At 66.8% G+C, this 21929-nt stretch carries 23 protein-coding genes; 8 read left to right on the top strand and 15 right to left on the bottom strand.

All coding sequences use genetic code 11. The features are described from left to right. Positions 1-105: 105 nt before the first annotated feature. Positions 106-975 (top strand): Fpg/Nei family DNA glycosylase, encoded by an 870-nt coding sequence (locus tag ACIBI6_RS20310; RefSeq protein WP_396957333.1) that lies wholly within the window; start codon positions 106-108, stop codon positions 973-975. Between the two features lies 1 nt (position 976). Here the strand turns inward: ACIBI6_RS20310 and ACIBI6_RS20305 are convergent, their stop codons facing one another. From ACIBI6_RS20305 to ACIBI6_RS20280, 6 genes are all read right to left on the bottom strand, one after another. Next, positions 977-2482 (bottom strand): carboxylesterase/lipase family protein, encoded by a 1506-nt coding sequence (locus ACIBI6_RS20305; protein ID WP_396957332.1) that lies wholly within the window; start codon positions 2480-2482, stop codon positions 977-979. 14 nt (positions 2483-2496) lie between these two features. Then, positions 2497-3927: a dihydrolipoyl dehydrogenase family protein gene (locus ACIBI6_RS20300; RefSeq protein WP_396957331.1), complete on the bottom strand. Its 1431-nt coding sequence runs from the start codon at positions 3925-3927 to the stop codon at positions 2497-2499. Continuing rightward, positions 3924-4169: a DUF2630 family protein gene (locus tag ACIBI6_RS20295; RefSeq protein WP_364340887.1), complete on the bottom strand. Its 246-nt coding sequence runs from the start codon at positions 4167-4169 to the stop codon at positions 3924-3926. Before ACIBI6_RS20295 ends, ACIBI6_RS20300 begins: the two co-directional genes overlap by 4 nt. Positions 4170-4319: 150 nt before the next feature. Then, on the bottom strand, positions 4320-4526 hold the full coding sequence (locus ACIBI6_RS20290) for a DUF397 domain-containing protein (RefSeq protein WP_396957330.1): 207 nt from the start codon (positions 4524-4526) through the stop codon (positions 4320-4322). Further along, complete coding sequence (locus ACIBI6_RS20285) at positions 4523-4726, bottom strand: DUF397 domain-containing protein (RefSeq protein ID WP_396957329.1); 204 nt, start codon at positions 4724-4726, stop codon at positions 4523-4525. Before ACIBI6_RS20285 ends, ACIBI6_RS20290 begins: the two co-directional genes overlap by 4 nt. After that, complete coding sequence (locus ACIBI6_RS20280) at positions 4723-5655, bottom strand: helix-turn-helix domain-containing protein (RefSeq protein ID WP_396957328.1); 933 nt, start codon at positions 5653-5655, stop codon at positions 4723-4725. Before ACIBI6_RS20280 ends, ACIBI6_RS20285 begins: the two co-directional genes overlap by 4 nt. A 481-nt stretch (positions 5656-6136) precedes the next feature. On the opposite strand from ACIBI6_RS20280, the gene ACIBI6_RS20275 reads away from it, so the two are divergent. Then, complete coding sequence (locus ACIBI6_RS20275) at positions 6137-6448, top strand: hypothetical protein (protein ID WP_364340897.1); 312 nt, start codon at positions 6137-6139, stop codon at positions 6446-6448. A 134-nt stretch (positions 6449-6582) separates the two neighbouring features. Here ACIBI6_RS20275 and ACIBI6_RS20270 read toward each other — a convergent pair whose 3' ends face one another. Both ACIBI6_RS20270 and ACIBI6_RS20265 read right to left on the bottom strand, forming a co-directional pair. After that, entirely contained in the window at positions 6583-6888 is a 306-nt protein-coding gene (locus ACIBI6_RS20270) for a hypothetical protein (protein ID WP_396957327.1), read from the bottom strand. A gap of 312 nt (positions 6889-7200) precedes the next feature. Further along, positions 7201-8598 carry a PLP-dependent aminotransferase family protein gene (locus tag ACIBI6_RS20265; RefSeq protein WP_396957326.1) on the bottom strand — a complete coding sequence of 466 codons (1398 nt, stop codon included), beginning with the start codon at positions 8596-8598 and terminating at the stop codon, positions 7201-7203. Between the two features lie 81 nt (positions 8599-8679). On the opposite strand from ACIBI6_RS20265, the gene ACIBI6_RS20260 reads away from it, so the two are divergent. Further along, positions 8680-9363 (top strand): pyridoxamine 5'-phosphate oxidase family protein, encoded by a 684-nt coding sequence (locus tag ACIBI6_RS20260; protein ID WP_396957325.1) that lies wholly within the window; start codon positions 8680-8682, stop codon positions 9361-9363. A gap of 264 nt (positions 9364-9627) precedes the next feature. On the opposite strand, the gene ACIBI6_RS20255 is transcribed toward ACIBI6_RS20260, so the two are convergent. From ACIBI6_RS20255 to ACIBI6_RS20245, 3 genes are all read right to left on the bottom strand, one after another. Continuing rightward, on the bottom strand, positions 9628-10569 hold the full coding sequence (locus ACIBI6_RS20255) for a sigma-70 family RNA polymerase sigma factor (protein WP_396957324.1): 942 nt from the start codon (positions 10567-10569) through the stop codon (positions 9628-9630). Between the two features lie 10 nt (positions 10570-10579). Continuing rightward, entirely contained in the window at positions 10580-11770 is a 1191-nt protein-coding gene (locus ACIBI6_RS20250; protein ID WP_396957323.1) for an NAD(P)/FAD-dependent oxidoreductase, read from the bottom strand. A gap of 101 nt (positions 11771-11871) precedes the next feature. Beyond that, positions 11872-12423: a TetR/AcrR family transcriptional regulator gene (locus ACIBI6_RS20245; RefSeq protein WP_364340909.1), complete on the bottom strand. Its 552-nt coding sequence runs from the start codon at positions 12421-12423 to the stop codon at positions 11872-11874. Between the two features lie 77 nt (positions 12424-12500). On the opposite strand from ACIBI6_RS20245, the gene ACIBI6_RS20240 reads away from it, so the two are divergent. Continuing rightward, entirely contained in the window at positions 12501-13748 is a 1248-nt protein-coding gene (locus ACIBI6_RS20240) for an FAD-dependent monooxygenase (RefSeq protein ID WP_396957322.1), read from the top strand. A 65-nt stretch (positions 13749-13813) separates the two neighbouring features. Here the strand turns inward: ACIBI6_RS20240 and ACIBI6_RS20235 are convergent, their stop codons facing one another. Together ACIBI6_RS20235 and ACIBI6_RS20230 are read right to left on the bottom strand one after the other, a co-directional pair. Next, the gene (locus ACIBI6_RS20235; protein ID WP_364340913.1) at positions 13814-15490 is read right to left on the bottom strand and encodes a hypothetical protein; all 1677 of its coding nucleotides are present in this window, start codon (positions 15488-15490) and stop codon (positions 13814-13816) included. 2 nt (positions 15491-15492) lie between these two features. Next, positions 15493-16254, bottom strand: a complete 762-nt coding sequence (locus ACIBI6_RS20230) for a crotonase/enoyl-CoA hydratase family protein (RefSeq protein WP_396957321.1) — start codon at positions 16252-16254, stop codon at positions 15493-15495. A 66-nt stretch (positions 16255-16320) separates the two neighbouring features. Between ACIBI6_RS20230 and ACIBI6_RS20225 the strand changes: the two genes are divergently transcribed. Both ACIBI6_RS20225 and ACIBI6_RS20220 read left to right on the top strand, forming a co-directional pair. After that, complete coding sequence (locus ACIBI6_RS20225; protein WP_364340917.1) at positions 16321-16950, top strand: TetR/AcrR family transcriptional regulator; 630 nt, start codon at positions 16321-16323, stop codon at positions 16948-16950. Beyond that, entirely contained in the window at positions 16937-18556 is a 1620-nt protein-coding gene (locus ACIBI6_RS20220) for an acyl-CoA dehydrogenase family protein (protein ID WP_396957320.1), read from the top strand. The genes ACIBI6_RS20225 and ACIBI6_RS20220 overlap by 14 nt, the downstream gene beginning before the upstream one ends. A gap of 249 nt (positions 18557-18805) precedes the next feature. Here ACIBI6_RS20220 and ACIBI6_RS20215 read toward each other — a convergent pair whose 3' ends face one another. Then, positions 18806-19672 carry a helix-turn-helix transcriptional regulator gene (locus ACIBI6_RS20215; protein ID WP_364340921.1) on the bottom strand — a complete coding sequence of 289 codons (867 nt, stop codon included), beginning with the start codon at positions 19670-19672 and terminating at the stop codon, positions 18806-18808. A gap of 74 nt (positions 19673-19746) precedes the next feature. Here ACIBI6_RS20215 and ACIBI6_RS20210 point away from each other — a divergent pair, with 74 nt between their 5' ends. Then, a complete protein-coding gene (locus ACIBI6_RS20210) occupies positions 19747-20424 on the top strand; it encodes a class I SAM-dependent methyltransferase (RefSeq protein WP_364340924.1) in 678 nt (225 codons plus the stop codon). On the opposite strand, the gene ACIBI6_RS20205 is transcribed toward ACIBI6_RS20210, so the two are convergent. Next, positions 20421-20825 (bottom strand): nuclear transport factor 2 family protein, encoded by a 405-nt coding sequence (locus tag ACIBI6_RS20205; RefSeq protein ID WP_396957319.1) that lies wholly within the window; start codon positions 20823-20825, stop codon positions 20421-20423. The two genes, ACIBI6_RS20210 and ACIBI6_RS20205, sit on opposite strands and share 4 nt — an antisense overlap. A gap of 151 nt (positions 20826-20976) precedes the next feature. Here ACIBI6_RS20205 and ACIBI6_RS20200 point away from each other — a divergent pair, with 151 nt between their 5' ends. Continuing rightward, a complete protein-coding gene (locus ACIBI6_RS20200; protein WP_396957318.1) occupies positions 20977-21879 on the top strand; it encodes a LysR family transcriptional regulator in 903 nt (300 codons plus the stop codon). Positions 21880-21929: the final 50 nt, after the last annotated feature.

Raw genomic sequence — 21929 nt, 5'->3', positions numbered from 1 at the left:
AAGATCAGATGGCGTGCCATCGCCCGAGTCGCCCGCGCCGCCATATCCACCTGATCTTGATCCTGAACTGCGCCGATGTCAGTGGGGCCGGGTAGCCTGAGGGTCGTGCCTGAGCTACCGGAAGTGGAGGCGTTGGCGCAGTTCCTGCGGGAGCACGCGGTCGGCGCCGTGGTGGGGCGTGTCGATGTGGCGGCCTTGAGTGCGGTCAAGACGTTCGATCCGCCGGTTACGGCGCTGTCCGGTCGAGATGTGACCGGGGCGGGGCGGTGGGGGAAATTTCTGGGGATGGAGTGCGACGGGCTCTGGTTGATCACCCATCTGTCGCGCGGCGGGTGGTTGCGGTGGATCGATGAGCCCAGCCAGACACCACCCAAACCGGGCGGCAAGAGCCCGCTCGCGCTGCGGGTGCACTTCTTCACCCCCGAAGGCATGACGCCCGCATTCGACCTGACCGAGGCGGGCACCAAGAAACGGCTCGCGGCGTACATCGTCGACGATCCGAAACTCGTGCCCGGCATCGGGCGCCTCGGTCCGGATGCACTCGAGGTGACCGAGGAGCAATTCGCCGAGATCCTGCACGGCGCATCACAGCGCGTCAAGACCGCGATCGTCGACCAGTCGCTGCTGGCCGGAATCGGGAATGCCTACTCCGACGAGATCCTGCACACCGCCAAGATCTCACCCTTCGCCAGTACCAAAACCATGTCGGCTGAGACCATTTCGGTGCTGTACGACGCCATGCGCTCGGTGCTGGCCGATGCGGTACAGCGCTCTGTCGGCCAGGACGCCGCTCGCCTGAAGGGCGAAAAACGTTCCGGCATGCGGGTACACGCCCGCACCGGACTACCGTGCCCGGTCTGTGGCGACACCGTCCGCGAGGTCTCCTACGCCGAGCGCTCGTTCCAGTACTGCCCGACCTGCCAGACCGGCGGGAAGGTACTCGCCGACCGCCGCATGTCACGCCTGCTGAAGTAGGTCAGATCAAAGTCGGTACCCGGATTCCCTGCCAGGCAATACGTTTGGCCTGGTCCGGATCGTTCTCCAACCGGGTGATCTCGTCGATGATCAGCGTGGTGCGCCGGTCCTCGGTATAGGCGGGCCACGAGGGGAGTGGTCGCCCGGTCCGCGCGAATGCGAGCCAATTGTCCTGGAACTGCCGGGTGACCGACAGCATCCCACGGCGCCCGCCCGCCGCGGTGAAGGTCCGGCCGATCGGCGAATTGGCCGCACCGAAGACCGGGATCAGCTCCGTGGCATGGGTCGCGCCGACCCCCGCGAGACGCAGTGCGCGCGGGGCGAAGTCGTAACGGTAGGAATAGGTGGGTGCGTAGCGACTGTGCCCCGCCGCGACGGTTACCGATGGCCGCCAGAACACGTAATCACCACCGGCACGAACGGCGACCTTCGCATCCGGATAGCCGGGATAGGCCGCGATGACCCGGGATTCGAGTTCCGCGCCGCCGTCTCGGGTGAGCAGGGCATGTAGGCGATCCGGGGTGGTCGGCAGTTCATCGGCGAACTTCGCGAACAATGTGCCCTCGTCGCGGTTGGTGCCGATGATGAGCGGAACCTGGTGTGCGGCACCGCTGGTAATCGCATCGATCGGGGACTGCCGCAGATATTCGCCGTCCACGACGGGCGCGATCGGGAACAGTCCCGGGCGCTCCCGCAGCACTTTATCGCTGGTCTTGTCGACCGCGCGCCGAATGTCGTTGGCACCGACCGTGATCAGCGTCTTCGCGGCGGTATCGGGTGTAGCGCCGAGGGCGTCTATACATCGCCGGGCGAACGCGCGACCATCCTCGGCACTCATACCCCAATCGGCGGGCGGACTCTGTGCGATGCCGCGATGGAACAGTCCCTTGGCCGCGGGCGTGGCCAGCAGCGCGAGCACCGCATGGGCACCGGCGGATTCGCCGAAAATGGTGACATTGCCGGGATCTCCGCCGAATGCGGCGATATTGCGCTGCACCCACTCCAGCGCCGCGACCTGATCGCGCAGGCCCAGGTTGCTGTCGAAAGGTCGTTCGGGCGTGCTGAATTCACCGAAATCGACGTAGCCGAAGGCGCCGAGCCGGTAGTTCAGCGACACCACGATCACATCGCCGCCGACCGCCAGTCGGGCACCGGAATACAGACCGAGCGCCGAGGTGCCGATCAGATATCCGCCGCCGTGGATGAAGACCAGCACCGGCCGGGGTGTCGAGGATGGTTCGATCGGTGCGACGACATTGAGTGTCAGGGCGTCTTCGCTGGTCGGTTGATACCGGCGCGGACCGATCCTGGCACCGGAGCGATGCTGCATCGCGGCGAACCCGAATGCGGTGGCCTCGCGCACGCCAGCCCACGGCGCCACCGGCTGCGGCGCTCGAAATCGCAGGTCGCCGACCGGTGGCGCGGCATAGGGCAGGGAGCGCCAGCGCAGTACATGACGGCCGCGGTAACCGCGGACAACTCCGTCGGCGGTGGTGATTTCGGACATCTTTCCGATGGTAACTACGAGCGGCGGGCCTCCAACAGACGCAACCAGAGCTCGCTCACCGTCGGATAGGCCGGCACTGCATGCCACAGCGTCGCCAGCGGGACCTTGCCGACCACGGCAACGGTCGCCGCGTGGATCAGCTCGCCCACCTCCGGTCCGACGAAAGTGGCCCCGAGCAGCGTGTCGGTCGCGGTATCGATGACGATTTTCGCGCGTCCCGCGTAATCGTCACGTGCCAGCGACGATCCGGCGACCGCGATATCGAATTCCACGGTTTCGACCGCATAGCCCGCTTTACGCGCCGCCGCCTCGGTCTGTCCGACGGACGCGACTTCCGGTGCGGTGAATACCACCTGCGGCACCTGCCCGTGATCGGCCGTCGCCGCATATCGCCCATCCGCAAGCGGACGCCCCTCGGCCCGCGCGGCAATGACATCACCACACACTCTGGCCTGGTATTTACCCATATGCGTAAGCGCGGCACGGTGATTCACATCGCCGACCGCATACAGCCAGTCACCGTCGACACCGCGCACCGTCAATCGGTCGTCCACCTCGACATAGCCGTCCGCGAGCCCGACCGAGCCCACACCGAGTTCCGCCGTCGCCGGTCCGCGTCCGGCAGCGACCACGATCTCGTCGGCCTCGATCTCGCTATCGCCGATCTCGACGGTCACCACACCGCCGTGAATCCAGCCCTCGCCGGAGTCCTTCGCGTCGGCGCGCGTCACCCGTGTGGGTTGGGTGCCGAATCGAACCCGCACACCGGCATCGGACAGCGCCGCGGCCACACGTTCCCCCGCGAACGGTTCGGCATTGCCCAGCAACGCATTGCCGCGAACCAGCATCGTGATCTCACTCGCGCCCAGCGCGGCGAGCCAGGTGGCCGCCTCACACGCGACCACACCGCCGCCGATGATCACCACGCGGCGCGGAACCTCGTGCAGATTGGTCACATCTCGGGAAATCCATGGCAGCGCATCGCGCAATCCGGGCACATCGGGAACCGCGGCCTTGGTGCCGGTGGCCAGCACCACCGCGTGGCGGGCGCGCAGCCGGCGGCCGTCGACCTCGACCAGTCGCTCGCCCGCGAGCCGTCCCGTTCCGCGGACCACCTCGATGCGATTATCGGTGGCCCAGTCGACCTGCGAGCTGTCGTCGTGCTTGTGCGTGAAGGCATCGCGCCGCTTCAACACCGCGTCGACATCGAGCCCGCTCGCGGTGATTCCGGCCATGGCCTTGGCCCCGGAGAGCACATGGGCCGGTCGCAGCAGCGCCTTGCTCGGCATGCACGCCCAATACGAACATTCACCGCCGATCAGTTCCCGCTCTACGATCACGGCCGTGCGCTCGCTGTCCGCGATGGCGTAGGCGGCGGCGTTCTCGCCCGCCGGCCCACCACCGATCACGATGACGTCGTATTCGGCGGCGGAATCCGCGGTCACTGCAGATAACCCTCGACCTGACGGGCCGGGTTCTCCTGCGCCTCCTCGGGCGTGGCACCGGCGTCGATGCGCGCCCGGCGCTGGCGCAGCAGATCCCAGGCTTGATCGAGCATTACCTCGAGTTCGGCGAGTTGCTGCCGCTCCTTTACCGGATCGACAGCACCGGCCGTCGCCTTGGACCGCAACTCGTGCTCACGATCGACCAGATTCTTGATACGCGCCAGGATGTCCTGTTCGGTCATGGGGACCATGCTACGACCGCGTCGGCGCGGTCACGGTCCTTCGGGAATCGACCCGGGCCCGATCGGCTCCGGAACGGCTGGTTCTGCGGGCACGAAAAAGGCCCGATCCGAATGCTGCGGACCGGGCCTGATGCTCTAGTTCTCGCGGGACTATGCGCGGTCGAACTCTCCGTCGGAGACGCCTGCTGTGAAGGCGTCCCATTCGCCGGGAGTGAAGACAAGTACGGGGCCAGCTGGGTTCTTCGAATCCCGAAGCCCGACCGTGCCTTCATCGAGAAATGCGACCTCGACGCACTCCGAGTTCCCGGCACTGCGGGTGCTCTTGAACCAGAGCGCTCCGGACAGGTCGACACTCACCGGTCGAATTCGCCATCGTGCACGCCAGCGGTGAACGCGTCCCATTCGGAAGGGCTGAAGACTAGCGCCGGGCCGGTCGGATTCTTGGAGTCGCGGACGCCGACCTGGTCGCCGTCGAGATGCGCGACTTCGACGCAGTCGCTTCCTCCCGCGCTATAGGTGCTCTTGAACCAGAGCGCTCCGGACAGGTCATTACTCACGGTGCGTACTCCTTCGCTGCCTGCCGCAACAGGCGCTTGCTGTCTGGCACGTCCAACGCTACCCGCTGGATCACGTCGAATGCAGACCGATACCTCCGCACAGTTTTGGGGCGCTCGAGATAGATGTCCCCGGTGTAGCTCTCGACGAAGACGACCGGAGGTTCTAGCGGATGCCCCCGATCATCGGCTGCGAAGTCCACGATCGTAAACGGCCCTGTCGATATGCCGAGCGGAAAGCCACGCACGGAAGGGAGCACTTGCACCCGCACGTTAGGTGGCAGGTCCGCCAGGTGGCGCAGCTGTCCGGACATCACCTTCGGGCCGCCGACAACGCGCCGTAGGACCGCTTCATCGAGCACCAGATCGACCGTCAGCGGGGCGAGGTCGCGCATGATAAGCGACTGCCTGTTCCGGCGCACACGGACGCGGCGCTCGATGTCATCCGCGGAGTCCGTTGCGAAGTACAGCCGATCCAGCGCCCTGGCGTAGTCCGGGATTTGGAACAGACCCGAAACCATGTCCGGTCGGTACACGATCAGATGTGCTGATGCCGCCTCCATCTGTAGATAGACGTTGAAGGTCGGATTCACCTGGTCGGGATACTCGTCCAGCCAGGAAGGCGTCTTGCCTTGCTCAGCAAGCGATCTCAGTATCGGCAACATCTCAGGACGCTGGTAGAGCTTGCACAATCCCCGCAGGTCTTCGTCTCTCACAACGACGTTCGGAGCTCCGGTCTCCATCCGATGCAAGGTCCCTGCACCCCGCCCGATCGCCTTCGCGGATATCTCGATCGATAGCCCTGACTCCTGGCGCATCCCGCGCAGACACCTCCCGAGGCTCCGATATGGCACACCGGACGTTGCGTCCGCATCCTGCGCGAGCTGCCCCGTCGGCTGCCGGTTCTCCTTGCCCGCATTGGGCTTCCCCATCTGCACCACTCCTGTTCGTGGAAGGCGTGTCCCCCTGTCCATGGAAGGCGTGCGCTCTCCATTTGGAAGATGCCCATCCGGGCCCATGGAAGGCCTGTTACACAACGAATGGAACTCATTGTGCTGGGCGTATGGAACGTTTGCAGGAAAACGTCACAATCTGTATGGAACTTCCATTGGAAGTTCCACGCGGGGCGCGCTCGGTGCTGAACTGTGCGAGCGCCCGGAGAGAATGCCTCTCCTAACTTCCCTCGTCGAGGACGGTTTTCTCAGGGGCCGGGCGCACCTCAAACCATCGAATGCACGGAGGTCGGTACATGCCGAGCCGAGATCTTCCGAAGCGAGCCAAGTTTCAAGGGCCCCAGCCCACGGTCTACTGCGATGTGCCGACCGAGGTGCTCGAGCGCTACCTCGAAGCCCTCCTGATGTGGGCTCCTCCCGAACGGCCCAGTGGCGCAGCGACATCGGGTGTGAGGTGGCGATGAACCCGAATCTGTTGCGTACCACGCAGATACCGGCGGGGAAGGTTGCGGTGTGGCAACTGGTCAACCGTGCTGCCCGCATACTGCGTGTTCAGCTCACCGGCGAGGCGTTCACCGCGTATCGCATGCCGTCGCGAACGCCGCTGCCGGGTGTGCAGCCCGGAACAATCATCTTCGACGCGGATCCCGATCTGGTCGACGCCCGGGAGTTGCTGCCCCAGCACGGCGATTTGTGGGACGCGGTCCGCGAGGAGTACTGGGCCGTCCTGCTGAACATGGCGAACGGTCCGGCCTCGCGGTCGGGGATGTGATCGCCGTGTTCGAACTTCGACCGTGGCGTGGCGAGATAGCGCCCTCGGTTAGGGATCTCCTCGCGGTATTCCACAATGACACGCCGCGAAAGCTCGAACTGGCCCCGACGGACAGCGCACCGAAACTCCACACATCAGACGGCAAGGTTCTCGCGGTCGCCGCAGACGGATGGCCCGACGACCATGGGGAAACGTAACCACGCGCAGATCGCCCAGCTGGCATGGTCCCAACCCTCCGCGCCGTACACCAGCACCGCGCCGTCCATGGCGGCGATCGTCTCGGCGCCGCGCACCTTTTCGCACGCCACGCACGAATTCGCGGGAGATACCGTGCGCGGCGCGCGAATCGGTGCGCGGAGCCAACCCTCCGCGCCGTACACCAGCACCGCGCCGTCGGTGGCGGCGATCGTCTCGGCGCCGCGCACCTTTTCGCACGCCACGCACGAATTGGCTGGGAATACCGTGCGCGGCGCGCGAATCGGTGCGCGGCGTTAGCAGGCGCAGGGTTTGGCCGCGGGCGTCGTCCAGTGCGGCCAGGCGTTCGGCGGCTTCGCGCCGTGCCTGCTCGAGTGCGGCCGTCGACTCGGCTCGCACGGTCGCGAACGCAATCAGGCCGTCGCGCAGCCCTGCGGTGGACGGCTCGCACGGTCAACGGTCCCGGGTTCGGGGTGGAGACACCCGGCGGTGACTGCTGGGGTTCGTGCCGAGGACGGGCAGACCGGATGGCCGGGTATGCCCCCGCGGGCAGGGCGCTATGGCTGTGTAAGGCATTCTCCGGCAATCGGAATCGCGGTACGTAGCTCAGCCCAGTTCAGTGCTGTGTAGCCCAGCGCGATGCCGAAGGTGTGGGGACCAACTGCTGCTGCGAGTGGATGTTGTTGTGCCACAAGGTGATGACGGGACAGTCCATCCATCGCCACACCGCGCGTTCGGCCCGCTGCCACGGCAAGCTGTTCGGCTTCGCCTGAATCCAGTGGCACCACCACGTGTGAACCCGCGTCGTCGCCGAGTACTTCGAGTCCACGGCGGCGCAGCTCGTCCACGACCAGGGCTCGACGTGGGGGGACCGCGCGGCGTAGTCGGCGCAGGTGGCGGGCGAGATCGCCGTGGCGGGCGAATTCGGCGAGTACGCGCTGGCCCGCCGGACTCGGGCTGGTGCCGGTTCGTTCACGGTGCGCGACAACGGCTTCGGTGATATCCGGGGCCGCTACGAGCCAGCCGATGCCCAACGTCGGCGAGAGGATCTTGCTCGTTGTGCCGAGATGGATGACGACGTCCGGAGCCATCGCGGCCAGCAGCGGCAAAGGGGCAGTGTCGTAGCGTAATTCGCCGTCGTAGTCGTCCTCGATGATGAGTAAGCCCGCGCGCCTGGCGAATTCGACGAGTTGCACGCGACGTGCCGCTTGCATACGGGTGCCGAGTGGAAATTGATGTGCAGGAGTGCAATACACCGCCTTGATGCCGTGCGGCAGTCGGTCGACGCGCAGGCCGTCGGCATCGATCGGCACCGGTAGTACCCGGACACCGGCCGCTACGAACGCGCCTGCGGCCCGCTGGTAGCCCGGGTCTTCCATGGCAATGGCGTCGCCGGGGCGGAGCAAGGCGGCCGCGAGTTCGCCAACGGCCGAACTGGTTCCGGCCGTAGCGAGCACCACGGACTTGCTGCCCGCACCCAGCCCGCGGTGGCGCAGCAGGTGTTCGGCGACTGCCGCGCGGTATTCCGGTTCGCCGCCGCGGTCCTTGCGGATGATGGGCGGTTCGTCTGCGGCCGCGCGCCAGGCACGTCGCCAGGCTGCCTGGTCGAGGGCCTCGATGCAGGGCGCGCCGGGGCCGAGATCGAGCAGATCCGGCGCGTGCTCGGCGGTGCTGTGTGTACTCGGTCGTGCGGGCGGTTCGGCAGGGGAGGTCGTCAGGTAGGTGCCCGAGCCGCGGCGGCCCGCGATCCAGCCCTCGGCGTGCAGTTGGTCGTAGGCCGCGGCGACCACCGTGCGACTCACGCCGAGGCGCTGGGCCAGCGCTCGCGACGAGGGGAGTCGATCGTCGGCACGAAGGAGTCCGTTGCTCGCCGCGGCGCGCAGGCCTTCCGCGACCTGAACCGATAATGGCTGTTCAGCATCGCGGTCGAGGACGAGCGGAAGTTCATCCAGCATCGCGCACCTCCCGAATTGGACTCTTCGAATTTCCATGAATTGGCTATTTCAGAATGCCACTTTTGCCTCCAGGCTAGAGGTATGACGAACTCTCGGCCGCCGCTTTCGCCTACCTCACGTACCACCCTGACACGTTCCAAGGAGCGTGGCCGGACCGACCGAGCCGAATTGGATGCGGTCCTCGACGCCGGACTCGTGTGCCACCTCGGCGTGCTGCTCGACGGCAGTCCGGTGGTGCTCCCGACCGTCTACGGCCGCGACGGCGACACGCTGTACCTGCACGGCTCGACCGGTGCCGGAAACCTGCGTGCGGCGCTGACCGGCGATATCTCCATCGCCGTCACCCTGGTCGATGGCATCGTCTACGCCCGCTCGGCCATGCACTTCTCCGCCAACTTCCGCTCGGCAGTGGTGCGCGGCCGCGCCGTCGAACTCACCGACCCCGATGAGCGCATGCGCGCGCTGCGGGTCGTCGTCGAACACTCCGCACCAGGTGCGTGGGATCGCGTACGGCAGCCGAACAAAAAGGAAATGGCTGCCACCATGGTCCTCGCCCTCGACCTGACCGAGGCATCGGTGAAGGTCCGAACCGGTGGCCCCAAGGACGACGCCGCCGATATCGAAACCGGCGGCGTCTGGGCAGGCGTGCTGCCCTTGCGTCAGGTCTGGGACGCCCCGATCCCCTCGGACGATCTAGAGCCGGGCATCGAGGTACCACAGGAAGTACTCGATCGAACCGATATGGCCTCGGTCCCCGCCCGTTGACCCAACCTGTCCACTGAAATCGGCACGCACTCAGTCGATTCGGCATGCCGACGCCCGTACTCGGCATATGGCTCGACCGGCAGATGTACGGACTCGACAACCGAGGCAAACGCCACACAGCCCTGGCCTCGATTGGTCACCTCCGCGAACTGGCGCGAGGACCACGTCACCCTGCTCACCGCCACCCACGGCCAAGCCGTGGTGCTCGCCGAATAGTTCGACGAGAATTGACAGTCGAACCGAGATCGACTGTCGGACGGCCAGTTACCACGATTCGATCAGTGGTGCATCATGCTCGCGCCGCTGCCATTCCGCGGTGAGGCGACCGAGACGGTCCGGGGCGGCGATGCCGCGCACACCTGCGATCTTGTCGTCACGGATCTCCAGGACCACGACGCCCGCGACCCGGTCGTCGAGCGTGGCGAGCATGGCCGGGCAGCCGTTGACCACGACGGCATGGATCGAGGGCGAGCCACCGGCGAGTCGCCGCTTGGCCGCAGACGGTTTGAAACCGGCCCGCACGGCGCTGGCGATCCGTTCCGGGGTCGCGTACCGGATCAGCTTCCCGGCCAGCCCCAGCCCGGCGCTGTCGGAAATACCGGTCGCATCGTCGGTCAGCAGCGCGACCAGCCGTTCGGTCCGGCCCGAGGAGGCGGCATCGACGAATGCCTCGACAATTCGACGCGCGGAGGCATGGTCGATGTCAGTGCCGTTGCCGGCGGCGGCGATTCGACGCCGGGCTCGGTGGGCGTGTTGCTGACTCCCGGACTCGGTGATGCCGAGAATCTCGGCTATCTCGGCGTGGCTGTACGCAAAGGCCTCGCGCAGCACGTAAACAGCCCGTTCCACCGGTGACAGACGCTCCATGAGCGTCAGCACCGCCAGGGTCACCGATTCGCGCTGCTCGACGGTATCGGCCGGGCCGAGCATCGGGTCGCCGTCGAGGAGCGGTTCGGGCATCCAGGCGCCGACCGCGCGTTCGCGCCGCACCTTCGCCGAACGGAGCCGGTCGAGCGCCAGGTTGGTGACGATCTTGGTCAGCCATGCCTCGGGCACCTCGACGTACTCCCGGTCGGCGGCCTGCCACCGCAGGAACGCGTCCTGCACCGTGTCCTCGGCGTCGGCGGCCGAGCCGAGCAGACGGTAGGCGAGCGAGGCCAGCCGATTCCGGCTGGCCTCGAAACGCGCCACGGTGGCAGTGTCCATGAGCGCGACTTTATGCGGCGACCACGTCGGCCGATTGCTGTCGGGTGGTGGCCAAGCGGTACTTGTGAGTCGGCCTTCCGAAGGTCGGGTGGCTGATGGCCCAGCCGCTGGCTGCCACGATTGCCGCCTTGACGTGCGCCGCCGACCGTCCGCACAGCGCCCCGGACTTCGACCGACCGCCACCGTCGACCAGCTGGAAGATCCCGTCCTCGCGTCCGAGGCTGATGTGGTTGCCGAAGTATGTCAGCGCGGTCGCCTTGATCTTGCGTCCGGTCCGGTCCCCGACGATCGCGGCCGTCGCCTGCATGCCGGTGTACCCCGCGGAAGCGCAGGACATCGGCAGCGGCCGACCGTTGTCGCCGATGACGAAGGCGCTGTCACCGGCAACGTAGACATCCGGGTGCGAGACCGACCGCATCTGACGGTCGACCGTGATCTGGCCGTTGGGTGCCACCGCGAGGCCGCTGGCGGCGGCAATCGGGTGGATGGCGAAACCGGCGGCCCACACGGTCGCGTCGGAGGCGAAAGCGGTGCCGTCGACGGCGAGCGCCGCCGCCTCCTCGACGCGCTCGATGGTGGTGTGCTCATGGACCGTGATACCGAACCGGTCGAAGGCACGCAGCAGGTGACGGCGGGCCTTCGTGCCCAGCCAGCCGCCTAGTTCGCCGCTGGTGGCGAGGCTGACCCGAAGTCCTGGACGGGATTCGGCGATCTCGGTGGCGGCCTCGATCGCGGTCAGGTTGCCCCCGACTACCAGCACGTTTCCGTCCTCGCCCAGCTCATCCAGGCGTGCGCGCAGGCGCAGCGCGGACGGCCGCGCGGCCACGGGGAAGGCGTGCTCGTCGACGCCCGCAACGCCGTGGTCGGCGGCGGTGCTGCCGAGCGCGTAGAGGAGGGTGTCGTATTCGAGCCGGTCGATGCCCTCGCCGTCGGCGACTGTGACAGTCCGGTGCTCGACGTCGACGTTGGTTACCCGCGCCAGTCGTAACCGGATGCCGGTGCCCGCGAACACCTCCGCCAACGGCCGGTGGCGCAGATCCCGCCCGGCGGCGAGCTGATGCAGGCGCAGCCGCTCGACGAAATCGGGTTCGGCGTTGACCACGGTGATGTCGAAGTCGTCGCAGTGGAGTTGGCGGGCCAGGTATCCGGCGCAGAAGGCTCCGGCGTATCCGGCCCCGAGGACGACGATGCGGTGCTTCATGGTTCGCTCCTGTCTGGTTCGCGTGCTTCCTGAACGAGACAGCCCCCGAACTCCTGACAGCACTATCCAGTGACATGGATCACCCTCGAGGCCGGGCATCGTCAGGCTTCGGGCCGCACCTCGATGCCCAGCGTGGCGCAGGCGCCGTCCACGGCTGCCCGACGGAGTTCGTCCTTCGGCACGTCGGCGAACTGGATCGTGCAGTCCTGGAGGCCGCCGAAGGCGATCACGGCCCGGGTGGCCTGCTCCAGTGTGGGTTCGGGGCCGCACAACAGCTTCACCAGCCGGCCGCGCCAGGCCAGCACCAGGTCGATCAGGCCCAGGTCGGCGAGGGTGGTCAGCTCGGCGAGCATGAGCACGATGTCTTTGCGGTGGCGGTAGTGAAAGTCGAAGTAGCCCTCGAGTAGTGCGCGGGGTTCGACCTCGCTCAGCGCCTCCTGCCCCTCCAGGAACGCCTCTTCCTCGTCGATGATCGGCTGCACGATACTGCGGACCAGTTCCTCGCGTGAGGAGAAGTGGTAGTAGAGCGCCGGTTTGGTGATGCCCAGCCGGTCGGCGATCTCCTGCAGGCCGGTCCGATGCACACCCTGCTGCGCGAAGAGCTCGCGGGCGACCTCTTGGATCCGCTGCTTGGTGTCGGAAGGACGAGGCATGCCGCGAGCCTATCTTACTTAACGATAGGTAAGTTACGGTGCTACGCTTACTTATCGTTAAGTAAGGAGATTTGCTCATGCGGATTCTCATTTCCGGTGCCAGCGTCGCCGGTCCGGTGTTGGCGTACTGGCTCACCAGGCACGGCTTCTCGGTCACCGTTGTCGAGCGCGCGCCGGCTCTACGCAAGACCGGCGGCCACGCGGTCGACCTATTCCGGCCCGCGATGGACATCTCGGAGAAGATGGGCGTGCTCCCACGCGTCGAGGAGCGGGCCACCGGCACGAAGCGAATGAACCTCTACCGGGAGGGCGCACGGCGTCCCGTCGGGGTGGACCTGTCCAAGATCTTCGGCGCCACCTCCGACCGACACGTCGAGATAATGCGTGACGAGTTGAGCGAGATCTACTACGACGCCGCGAGCGAGGACGTCGAGTATGTCTTCGGCGACTCGATCACCGCGATCTCACCCGAGGGCGAGGTGCGATTCGAGAACGCCACACCGCGCCACTTCGACCTCGTCGTCGGCGCCGACGGGCTGCACTCCAACGTGCGTCGCCTCGTCTTCGGCGACGAGTCCCGCTTCAGCACCTTCACCGGGGCCTACCTCGCGGTGGTGACCCTGCCCAACGGCTTCGGTGTCGACGGCGAGCTCCGCATCCACGTCGGCGTCGGCCGTACTGCCGGCATGTACGCCGCGCGGCACCTCGGCGACGCGCGGGCGTTGTTCCTGTTCCGCGGCGAGCTCGACTACCACCACCGTGACGTGCCCCGGCAGAAGGACTTGCTGCGCAAGGCGTTCGATGGCATGCACGCCGAGGTGGACCGCTGGCTGGACGAGCTCGACCGCACCCCGGCGTTCTACTTCGACTCGATCACCCAGCTCCGCATGGACACCTGGTCGCGGGGGCGGGTGACACTCGTCGGCGACGCGGGCTACTGCCCCGGCCCGGCCGTAGGCGGCAGCACCAGCCTGGCCGTCGTCGGCGCGTACATCCTCGCCGGGGAACTGGCGCGGGCGGGCGGCGACCACGAGCGCGCCTTTCCCGCCTACGAACGCGCGATGGCCGAGCACGTGCGCGGCAGCCATGCGGTCGCGCTGAACGCGGCGAAGACCCTGATCCCCACCTCCCGACTCGGCGTGTCAGGACTGGTCCAAGGTGCCCGCCTGATTTCCGCCCTGCCCGCGGGACCCAGCCGCGCCTTCGTCCGCCTCACCACCAAGAGCGCACGCCTCTACAACTCGATGACCCTGGATGACTACCCGCCGTCGCCCGCCGCATCAGGAGACCAGGTCGGCCTCGGCAGCGGGCTCGGATTGGAGTAAGGAGCCCTCACCGCCAGCCCGGCTTGCGGACCTGCGCGCACCGATCGGCACTACGGGGTCGGCGGTCACCAGCGGGTGATCGGGAGGCCGAGGGCGGTTGCGGTTTCGTGTGCCAGGGTGTGCAGGGTTTCGGGGGTGTCGATATGGGCGGGGTCGAGGCTGACGATGGCGAGGGTGTAGGTGTCCGCGATGCGGCAGAGATAGCCGGATAGTCGGGTGCGGGGGAGGCGGTCCGCGGTGAGGCCTGGGTGGATGGCGCGGGCGGCGACGCCGATGCAGCGGTGTGGGCCGAGGGTGCGCAGGGAGTCGGGGAGTGTTCCGATATTGGAGCACAGGATGTCTCGTTCACCGGCACCCTTGGACAAGGCGTAGGCCCAGCGGTCCGGAATCACCTGCAGCAGTTCCTCCGGCATCCCGCCGGGGCTGGACATGCGCCGCTCGTAGGCGATTCGCGCCTTCTCGCGAATGGTGGCCGGAGTATCGCCGCGCTCGATGGTGATCTCGGTCATCGCGAGGTCATTGTCGACGCGCGGCTCGTCGCGGGTGTCGACCGGAAGGCTGGCATCGATCGTCGCACCGGAAAATCCACTGGCCCACAACATCTTCGCGATCAGCGTGATGAAGAGACTGTTGGCAGTACCGCCCTGCGCCGCAGCTGCCGACTCCCAGTCCGTAGCGGGACAGTGCAGTACGAAGCCGAAGGTCGACGCGCTATCCACACTTGCGCGTCCGGCGATCGACCTGCGTTCACGGGTCGACAACCCAGTTTCGCGAGTCGATGCCGTCCGGGCGGGACGTTCGGGGATCCCGTGACGAAGCGCGCGGAACGTGCCGCGCACAACAATCGACCACTGTCGCCAAGCGTCGGACCAATCCGATACTGGATCTCGGGCTGCCCGGCCCAGCCAGGCATTCACGCCTACATCGGATCGGTCTGCTCCCCGCGCGGTGGGTGTCGACGAGGCTCTCGACAGCATCATCGAATCGCCCGCATTCGATCGGTCGGGCAGCTCCGGATAAGCCGACTCGTCGGTGGCCGGATCGCTATCCGTCGGCGTGTTGCCGGTTGTTGGGACAGATCTGGCCGTGTCGTGCGTGGTGCCGGTCAACCGTTCGTTCTCGTGGGGGTGGTTCGATTCTGGTGTGGGCGGTGTCGCCTGGTCGTTCTCGCCGGAGCGTTTTGATTCCGGCGCAGAAGATTCCGTGGACGATTCGCTGACCGTCGATTCCACCGAATTCATACGTGACCAGGCATCCGGGGGACGCATTGCCCGCACCGGCGATGTGGTCGAGCCCGAGCCGCCCAGCGCATCATCGACCGCCAGCACAAGGGCTCTCCCGTCAGCGAGCGCGTGTGAGCAGGTCAGCGACACAATCGATCCGCCGTCGTCCAGGGCTGCGGTCGACAACCGCCAGCCCGGACCGTATTCGGGATCGAGGTCCGCGCCCTGCTCGTCGGCCCAATCGAGCAGGTCGGCAGCGGCGATCGTGCCGTCGGTGAACTCGAGCGGATGCGCCCGAATGTTCGCTCGCCAACTACGACGTGCACCCGGCACCCGAGGACGAATCACCCTGCGCCCCAACGGTCCGACCCGCAGTGCCGCGTGTACCTGCCGCAGTAACTCCGGATCGACGCGATCGGCGGTGCGCCACAGACCCTGGAGCGCGATCGGGGTGCCCAGCCCGCGATGCGTGCGCAGGAAGATCTCGTCGACGACGCTCGAGCGTCGGGCAGGCACCATTGTCAGGTACGCGTACCGTGACGGCCCGCACCGGCGGCGAACCGTTGCGCTCCGTCCAGCGCTCCGTCGGCCAGAGCCTTCAGACCGTGTCGGTATTCATTGAGCAGCGCAGCCTCCTCGTCCATACCGTCCTGCTCCAGCAGTGACATGCGGTCCGAGCGCAGACAGGTTTGCGGCAGTGCGGCCAGTTCGGCGGCGAGTTGTTCGGCGGCGCTGCGGGATTCGCCATTCGGCACCACCCGATTGATCAGCCCGATCTGCAATGCCTCAGTGGCGGCGACGGCGCGACCGGTGAGCACCATATCCATCGCACGTCCGGTGCCGACAATGCGCGGCAACCGAATCGTGCCGCCGTCGATCAGCGGCACACCCCAGCGGCGACAGAACACGCCGAACGTGCTGTCCTGCTCGGCAACTCGCATATCGCACCACAGGGCCAGCTCCAGTCCACCCGCGACCGCATATCCCGAGACTGCGGCGATCACCGGTTTGGACAGCCGCATTCGGGTTGGCCCCATCGGGCCGTCACCGTCCTCGGTGACCCGATTGGAGCGCTCGGTGCCGAGCGCCTTCAGGTCCGCGCCGGCGCAGAAGGTGCCGCCCTCGCCCCACAGCACAGCGACCGCCGCATCCGGATCGGTGTCGAATTCGCGGAATGCGTCGACCAGGGCGGCGGCGGTCGGACCGTCGACGGCATTGCGTGCCTCGGGGCGGTGCAGGATCACAGTGGTCACGGGCCCATTGCGTTCGATTCGCACAGTCACGAGCACGACCATACGCCGTCAGAAGTACCCTTGTGTAAAGAAATGAATTTGTGGTTCACTTCTTGTATGGCCTACCGCAGAACCCCTGCTGTGCAGGCCCGCCTCGATGCCCAGGCGGGCCTGATCGTGCAGGCTGCGACCAAGGTGCTGTCTCGCGCGGGCTATGCCGGACTGTCCATGGCAGCCGTCGCCGCCGAGGCCGGCGTGGCCACCGGGACGGTCTACAAGAACTTCAGCGGCAAGGCAGACCTGGTGAGCGCGGTATTCCGGAAGGTGGTCGCACACGAGGTGGCAGCGGTGGTCTCCGCAAGCGCCGCCGGAACCGCCGTGGAGCGGGTCACCGCGGCGGTGGAGACCTTCGCGGGCCGGGCGCTGAAGAATCCGAAGCTCGCCTACGTCCTGCTCGTCGAACCCGTCGATACCGTGGTCGACACCGAGCGTCTGCGTTTCCGTCGCGCCTTCGCCGAAGCTTTCGAATCCGCTGTCGCCGAAGGTGTTTCGCGTGGTGAACTGCCCGCGCAGGATGCCAAGACCAGCGCGGCCGCGCTCGTCGGCGCGATCGGTGAGGTCCTGGTCGGCCCGCTGGCCGACGCACCGCACAGCGAATCCGTTGTGCCCGAACTCATCAGTTTCGCGTTACGCGCACTCGGTGTGCGCGATGAATCCGACTCAGGAGTGTCCGATGTCGACGCATGAAGTCTTCAACCAGGTTCCCGATATCGTGCCCTTCGATGTCGCACGCAACCCGGCCCTGCTCGAGGGACTGCACCGCGAAGGTGCGGGCTGGGCCGAACCGGAAGTGCGCGAACTCGGCACGCTCGCAGGCGGATTCGAAGCGCAGCAGTGGGGCCGCCTCGCCAACGAATACCCGCCCGTCCTGCACACGCACGACCGCTACGGCAATCGCATCGACGAGGTCGAATTCCATCCGTACTGGCACGAGCTGATGAAAGTCGCTGTCGCGCATGGACTCCACGGCTCGCCCTGGCTCGACGACCGGCCGGGCACACATGCCGCTCGCGCGGCCAAGTTCTACACCTGGGGTGTGGCCGACGCCGGGCATATGTGTCCGATCTCGATGACCTATGCCGTCGTGCCCGCGCTGCGCCACAATCCGGAACTCGCGGCCAAGTACGAACCGCTACTCGGTTCCCGCACTTATGATTTCGGCCTGCGTGAACCGTCGACCAAGGCGGGTCTGATCGCGGGCATGTCGATGACGGAGAAGCAGGGCGGCTCCGACGTCCGCGCCAATACCACCACCGCCACACCGCAACCCGATGGCAGCTACCGCATCGTCGGTCACAAGTGGTTCACCTCGGCCCCCATGTCGGATATGTTCCTCACCCTGGCCCAGGCACCCGGCGGCTTGTCCTGCTTCCTGCTGCCACGCGTCCTCCCGGACGACACCCGCAACCCCATCCGGATTCAACGCCTCAAGGACAAGCTCGGCAACAAGTCGAACGCCTCGTCGGAGATCGAATACGACAACGCCACCGGCTGGCTGGTCGGCGCGGAAGGGGCGGGTGTCAAGACCATCATCGAAATGGTCAATATGACCCGCCTGGACTGCGTCATCGGCTCCGCCACCGGCCTGCGCGTCGGCGCCGTCTACGCCGCCCACCACGCGCGACACCGAGAAGCGTTCGGGGCCAAGCTGATCGACCAACCCGCGATGCGCAATGTGCTCGCCGACCTGGTGATCGAATCCGATGCCGCAACCACGGTCATGATGCGCCTGGCCGGGGCGACCGACCGCGCGGGCACAGATCCCGCCGAGGCTGCTCTGCGCCGAATCGCATTGGCGGTCACCAAGTACTGGGTATGCAAGCGTGCCCCCGCGCATGCGGCCGAGGCCCTGGAATGTTTCGGCGGCAATGGTTATGCCGAGGAATCCGGTATGCCCCGGCTCTACCGCGAGGCCCCGCTCATGTCCATCTGGGAAGGCTCCGGCAATGTCGCGGCGCTGGATGCCTTGCGCGCCATGGGCCGTCAGCCCGAAACCGTGGAGGCCTTCTTCAACGAAGTCTCCCTCGCCGCAGGCGCCGACCCCCGCCTCGACGATGCCATCGCCCGCCTCGGCAAGGAGTTGTCCGACCTCGACGAGATCGAATACCGCGCCCGTCGCGTCGTCGAACTCATGGCCCTGGTCCTACAGGGCGCGCAACTGGTCCGCCACGGCCATCCAGCGGTTGCCGACGCCTTCTGCGCCACCCGTCTCGGCGACGACTGGGGCATCGCCTTCGGCACCCTCCCCACCGGCGTGAACACCACCGACATCATCGCCCGCGCCCTCACCTGACCTCGGCCGCTCCCGGTCATCCGTATGGGCACCGGCGACGGTGCTGCAGCGCGCTACGGGCTACACGCGCCTCGTTAGCCCGCTGTGAGTGCCGGGGGCGGCCGGCTGTGAGTGCTCAGGTCAGGCTGCTGCCGGTGCTCGGGTCGGCGCGCTGCGGGCGCTCGGGTCAGCCTGCTGCACGTGCCCGCCGCTCGCGTCAGCCCACTACAGGTGCCTGCGCTCGCCCCGGCCCGCTGCGGCCCCCCGCAATCAGCGCGCGAGGGACGCGGGCTGGGCGCGCCACTGTCGCGGTGAGAGGTCGTTGTTGCGCCGGAACAAGCGGGTGAAATAGCCCGCGTCCGGAATCCCGACCCGTCGGGCAATCTCGCCCACCGGCAGGTCCGTCTCGGCCAAGAGACGGCGCGCCTCGGTCATTCGCCGCTCGGTAATCCACGCCTGCACCGTGCGTCCGGTGCGGCGGCGCACCACAGTGGTCAGATGCCCCGGCGTCATGCCGACCGCATCCGCCACGTCGCGCAGCGACAGCGGTGCGGTGTGCCGCTGGTCTATCACGTCGAAGACCTCGGCGAGCAACGGCTCACCGCTGCGCCGCAGATCACCCACCACATCGGCGGCCAGCCGCGCGAGGTCGATGAGCAGTAGCGTCAGATGTGCCGACGCCGCCTGCCGATATCCCTCCTGCCGCTGTGCCAGCTCGGCTTCGATAGCGGCAATCGCGCTGTCCCACAAGGGTCTTCGTTCCACCGGGAGCGCCAACTCCAGCACCCCACCCGAATGCTCGTGCAAGAACGGGAACAACAACGGATGCGCCCGCCACGCGGGCCAGGGCGCCCGCCCGGCATCGCCGAGCGCCGCGGGATCGAAGAACACACCGACCGCACTTTCGAACCGATGCGGCGGCGCCGCCTCGATCACCTGACCTGCCGCGATGACGTACACCACGCCGGCGGACCGGACATACAGCAACACCGGAAAGTTGTGAATATGCGGGCGGTGGCCGCGTTCGGCATGGCGATCGAACCGCAGCAGTGACACCGGCGGCGTGACCTGATCGCTCCGGTAGTCGTACACCGGAACACCATGGCGGTGACGGACCATCCGGGTAGCCTCGATCATGACACCGAAAATAGTCCAAATTATGCAAACAATCATCCAATTATACGTCTGGATCTGCGGGCACCATGAGAATTATGACCAAAGATCATCCACATTCCGTAATCAAAGCCATGGGAAACCGGCACGACTACCTGCCCGCGGCGGGCCGTGACGCACTGCTGCCCACCTACGATCTACTCACCCGCCTGCTCGGCATGTACAAACTCCACGAAACCCTGGTCGCGCAGGCTGAACTCACACCCGAGCATCGTGTATTGGAAATCGGTTGTGGCACTGGCAATCTCACGCTGAGAGTCAAACGTACCCAACCTGCCGCAGCGGTGATCGGCTCCGATCCGGACCCGCTCGCACTCGCCCGTGCCGAACGAAAGGCGCACGGGCTGAACGGAATCCGCTTCGAACGCGCCTACGCGCAGGAACTGCCCTATCCGGACGAGGAATTCGACCGGGTGCTGTCGTCGATGATGCTGCACCACCTCGACGCCGACATCAAAACCGCCGCACTGGCCGAGGCGCTGCGCGTCCTGCGCCCCGGCGGCAGCCTGCACATCGTCGATATCGGCGGCGAGGTGACCCCGGACGACGGCCTGATGGCCCGGATGCTGCTGCACACCCACCACACCCAGGACCACCTCGGCGACGGCATCCCCCAACTCCTGCGCGCCGTCGGCTTCGAGTGTGCCGTGGTCGCCTCGCAGCGCCATCGTCGCCTCGGTCGCGTCACCTTCTACCGCGGCACCCGCCCGAACTAGCCACCGACACGCTGGAGCACCCGCTCGACCAGCGCGGTATCGCAATGCTCGATCACCTCGGTGAGTCGACCGTTCGCGATCCGGAAGATGAAACAGTATGTCTGCTCGTACGGCTCACCTCCGGCAGTGATGCCGTGCCCGCGAACCTGGGCGACGACCCTGTCGTCTTCGGCGATCACGAAGTCGGCCGCGCTGCGGTACTCGGTGAACTGGGCCATCAGGGGTCGCAGAAGTTCGTTCAACACAACCGTTTTCGGCTCCCAGATGCCCGACCAGGACCAGTTCCCCGGAAAGATCCAGCGGAAGTCCTCGGCCATTGCCGCACCCATCGCTCGGGTATTGCCCTGGGCCATCTGGTCGAAGATGTGCTCGATCAGTTTCTTGTTCGCCGCTGCGCTCATGCCCGCACCTCGCGGGCGCTCGGTTCCGGTATGCCCGCACTGGCAGCTGTGTTGATAATTCGCTCGCTTCGCTTACTCATACACACGACGCTAGGTACGGCCGAGATATGCGACAAGCGAGAGTCTCGCATATTTGGTATGAGTAAACAGCATGGGTGAGTTCACGATCGTCGGATTGCGGGTGGTCCAGGAGGCGGCACGGAGCGGGTCGTTCTCGACCGCCGCGGAGAATCTGGGCTACACGCAATCGGCGGTATCCCGGCAAATCGCCCTCATGGAGCAGGCGGCTGGCCGGGCCTTGTTCGAGCGGCACGCGCGCGGCGTGCGGGCCACCGACGCTGGACGGATCCTGCTGCGCCATGCCGAAACGGTGCTCGGCGGACTCGGCTCCGCGCGGCAGGAACTCGACGAACTCACCGCGCGCACGCCCGCCACGCTCCGGGTCGGCGCATTCTCGACCGCCATGGCCGCGTTGGTGCCCCGGTCCATTGCCGCTACCGCGTCTCGACTCGCGCGAGTACCGCTGCGCGAAGGAACCAGTCCGCGATTGGTATCCGCCGTCGCGCGCGGTCGACTGGATCTGGCGGTGGTGACCGAGACGCGCAATATCCCCGCGGACACCGAGATCGAGCCACTCCTGGACGACCCACTGCTCATCGCGGTCGCACCGGACCATCCACTCGCGGACCGCACCAGCGTCACGCCCGCACAACTGCGCGGTGAGCGCTGGATCGCGGGCAGCACCGAGGTGAGCGGCACCCTGCTCGGCGCATGGCGCGACGCCGCTTGGGAACCGGAGATCGCCTTCGTCGCCCGCGACTGGTTCGCCAAAATCGGTCTGGTCGCGACCGGTATGGGCAGCACGGTGGTGCCCGGGATCGCGGTCCCGGTGCTGCCGCCAGGTATCGCACTGGTCCGAATCGACCATCCCGCCGCGGCTCGCACGACATCCGTCGTCCATCGCGGCGTGGACTCGGCCGGACAGGTCTTCATCGAGGCACTTCGGGACGCCGCCGCCGACCTCGCCGCCGAAGTCCGGCACCGACTTCGATAGCCGACTTACATAGCCACGCGCCCAAATTCGCGGCGGACCGACTCAGGCTG

It is taken from the genome of Nocardia sp. NPDC050412 (genome assembly GCF_044458825.1).
Taxonomy (GTDB): domain Bacteria; phylum Actinomycetota; class Actinomycetes; order Mycobacteriales; family Mycobacteriaceae; genus Nocardia.
The sequence above is the reverse complement of the archived record's forward strand: the minus strand, read 5'-3'. Positions and strand labels throughout refer to the sequence as shown.

Coding starts and splice junctions, on each gene's coding strand:
- ACIBI6_RS20275 (WP_364340897.1), top strand. CDS start 6,137: ATGAACCCGAATCTGTTGCGTACCACGCAGATACCGGCGGGGAAGGTT.
- ACIBI6_RS20260 (WP_396957325.1), top strand. CDS start 8,680: ATGACGAACTCTCGGCCGCCGCTTTCGCCTACCTCACGTACCACCCTG.
- ACIBI6_RS20215 (WP_364340921.1), bottom strand. CDS start 19,672: ATGATCGAGGCTACCCGGATGGTCCGTCACCGCCATGGTGTTCCGGTG.
- ACIBI6_RS20210 (WP_364340924.1), top strand. CDS start 19,747: ATGACCAAAGATCATCCACATTCCGTAATCAAAGCCATGGGAAACCGG.
- ACIBI6_RS20235 (WP_364340913.1), bottom strand. CDS start 15,490: ATGGTGCCTGCCCGACGCTCGAGCGTCGTCGACGAGATCTTCCTGCGC.
- ACIBI6_RS20205 (WP_396957319.1), bottom strand. CDS start 20,825: ATGAGCGCAGCGGCGAACAAGAAACTGATCGAGCACATCTTCGACCAG.
- ACIBI6_RS20255 (WP_396957324.1), bottom strand. CDS start 10,569: ATGGACACTGCCACCGTGGCGCGTTTCGAGGCCAGCCGGAATCGGCTG.
- ACIBI6_RS20305 (WP_396957332.1), bottom strand. CDS start 2,482: ATGTCCGAAATCACCACCGCCGACGGAGTTGTCCGCGGTTACCGCGGC.
- ACIBI6_RS20295 (WP_364340887.1), bottom strand. CDS start 4,169: ATGACCGAACAGGACATCCTGGCGCGTATCAAGAATCTGGTCGATCGT.
- ACIBI6_RS20280 (WP_396957328.1), bottom strand. CDS start 5,655: ATGGGGAAGCCCAATGCGGGCAAGGAGAACCGGCAGCCGACGGGGCAG.
- ACIBI6_RS20200 (WP_396957318.1), top strand. CDS start 20,977: ATGGGTGAGTTCACGATCGTCGGATTGCGGGTGGTCCAGGAGGCGGCA.
- ACIBI6_RS20265 (WP_396957326.1), bottom strand. CDS start 8,598: ATGCTGGATGAACTTCCGCTCGTCCTCGACCGCGATGCTGAACAGCCA.
- ACIBI6_RS20245 (WP_364340909.1), bottom strand. CDS start 12,423: ATGCCTCGTCCTTCCGACACCAAGCAGCGGATCCAAGAGGTCGCCCGC.
- ACIBI6_RS20225 (WP_364340917.1), top strand. CDS start 16,321: ATGGCCTACCGCAGAACCCCTGCTGTGCAGGCCCGCCTCGATGCCCAG.
- ACIBI6_RS20250 (WP_396957323.1), bottom strand. CDS start 11,770: ATGAAGCACCGCATCGTCGTCCTCGGGGCCGGATACGCCGGAGCCTTC.
- ACIBI6_RS20240 (WP_396957322.1), top strand. CDS start 12,501: ATGCGGATTCTCATTTCCGGTGCCAGCGTCGCCGGTCCGGTGTTGGCG.
- ACIBI6_RS20220 (WP_396957320.1), top strand. CDS start 16,937: ATGTCGACGCATGAAGTCTTCAACCAGGTTCCCGATATCGTGCCCTTC.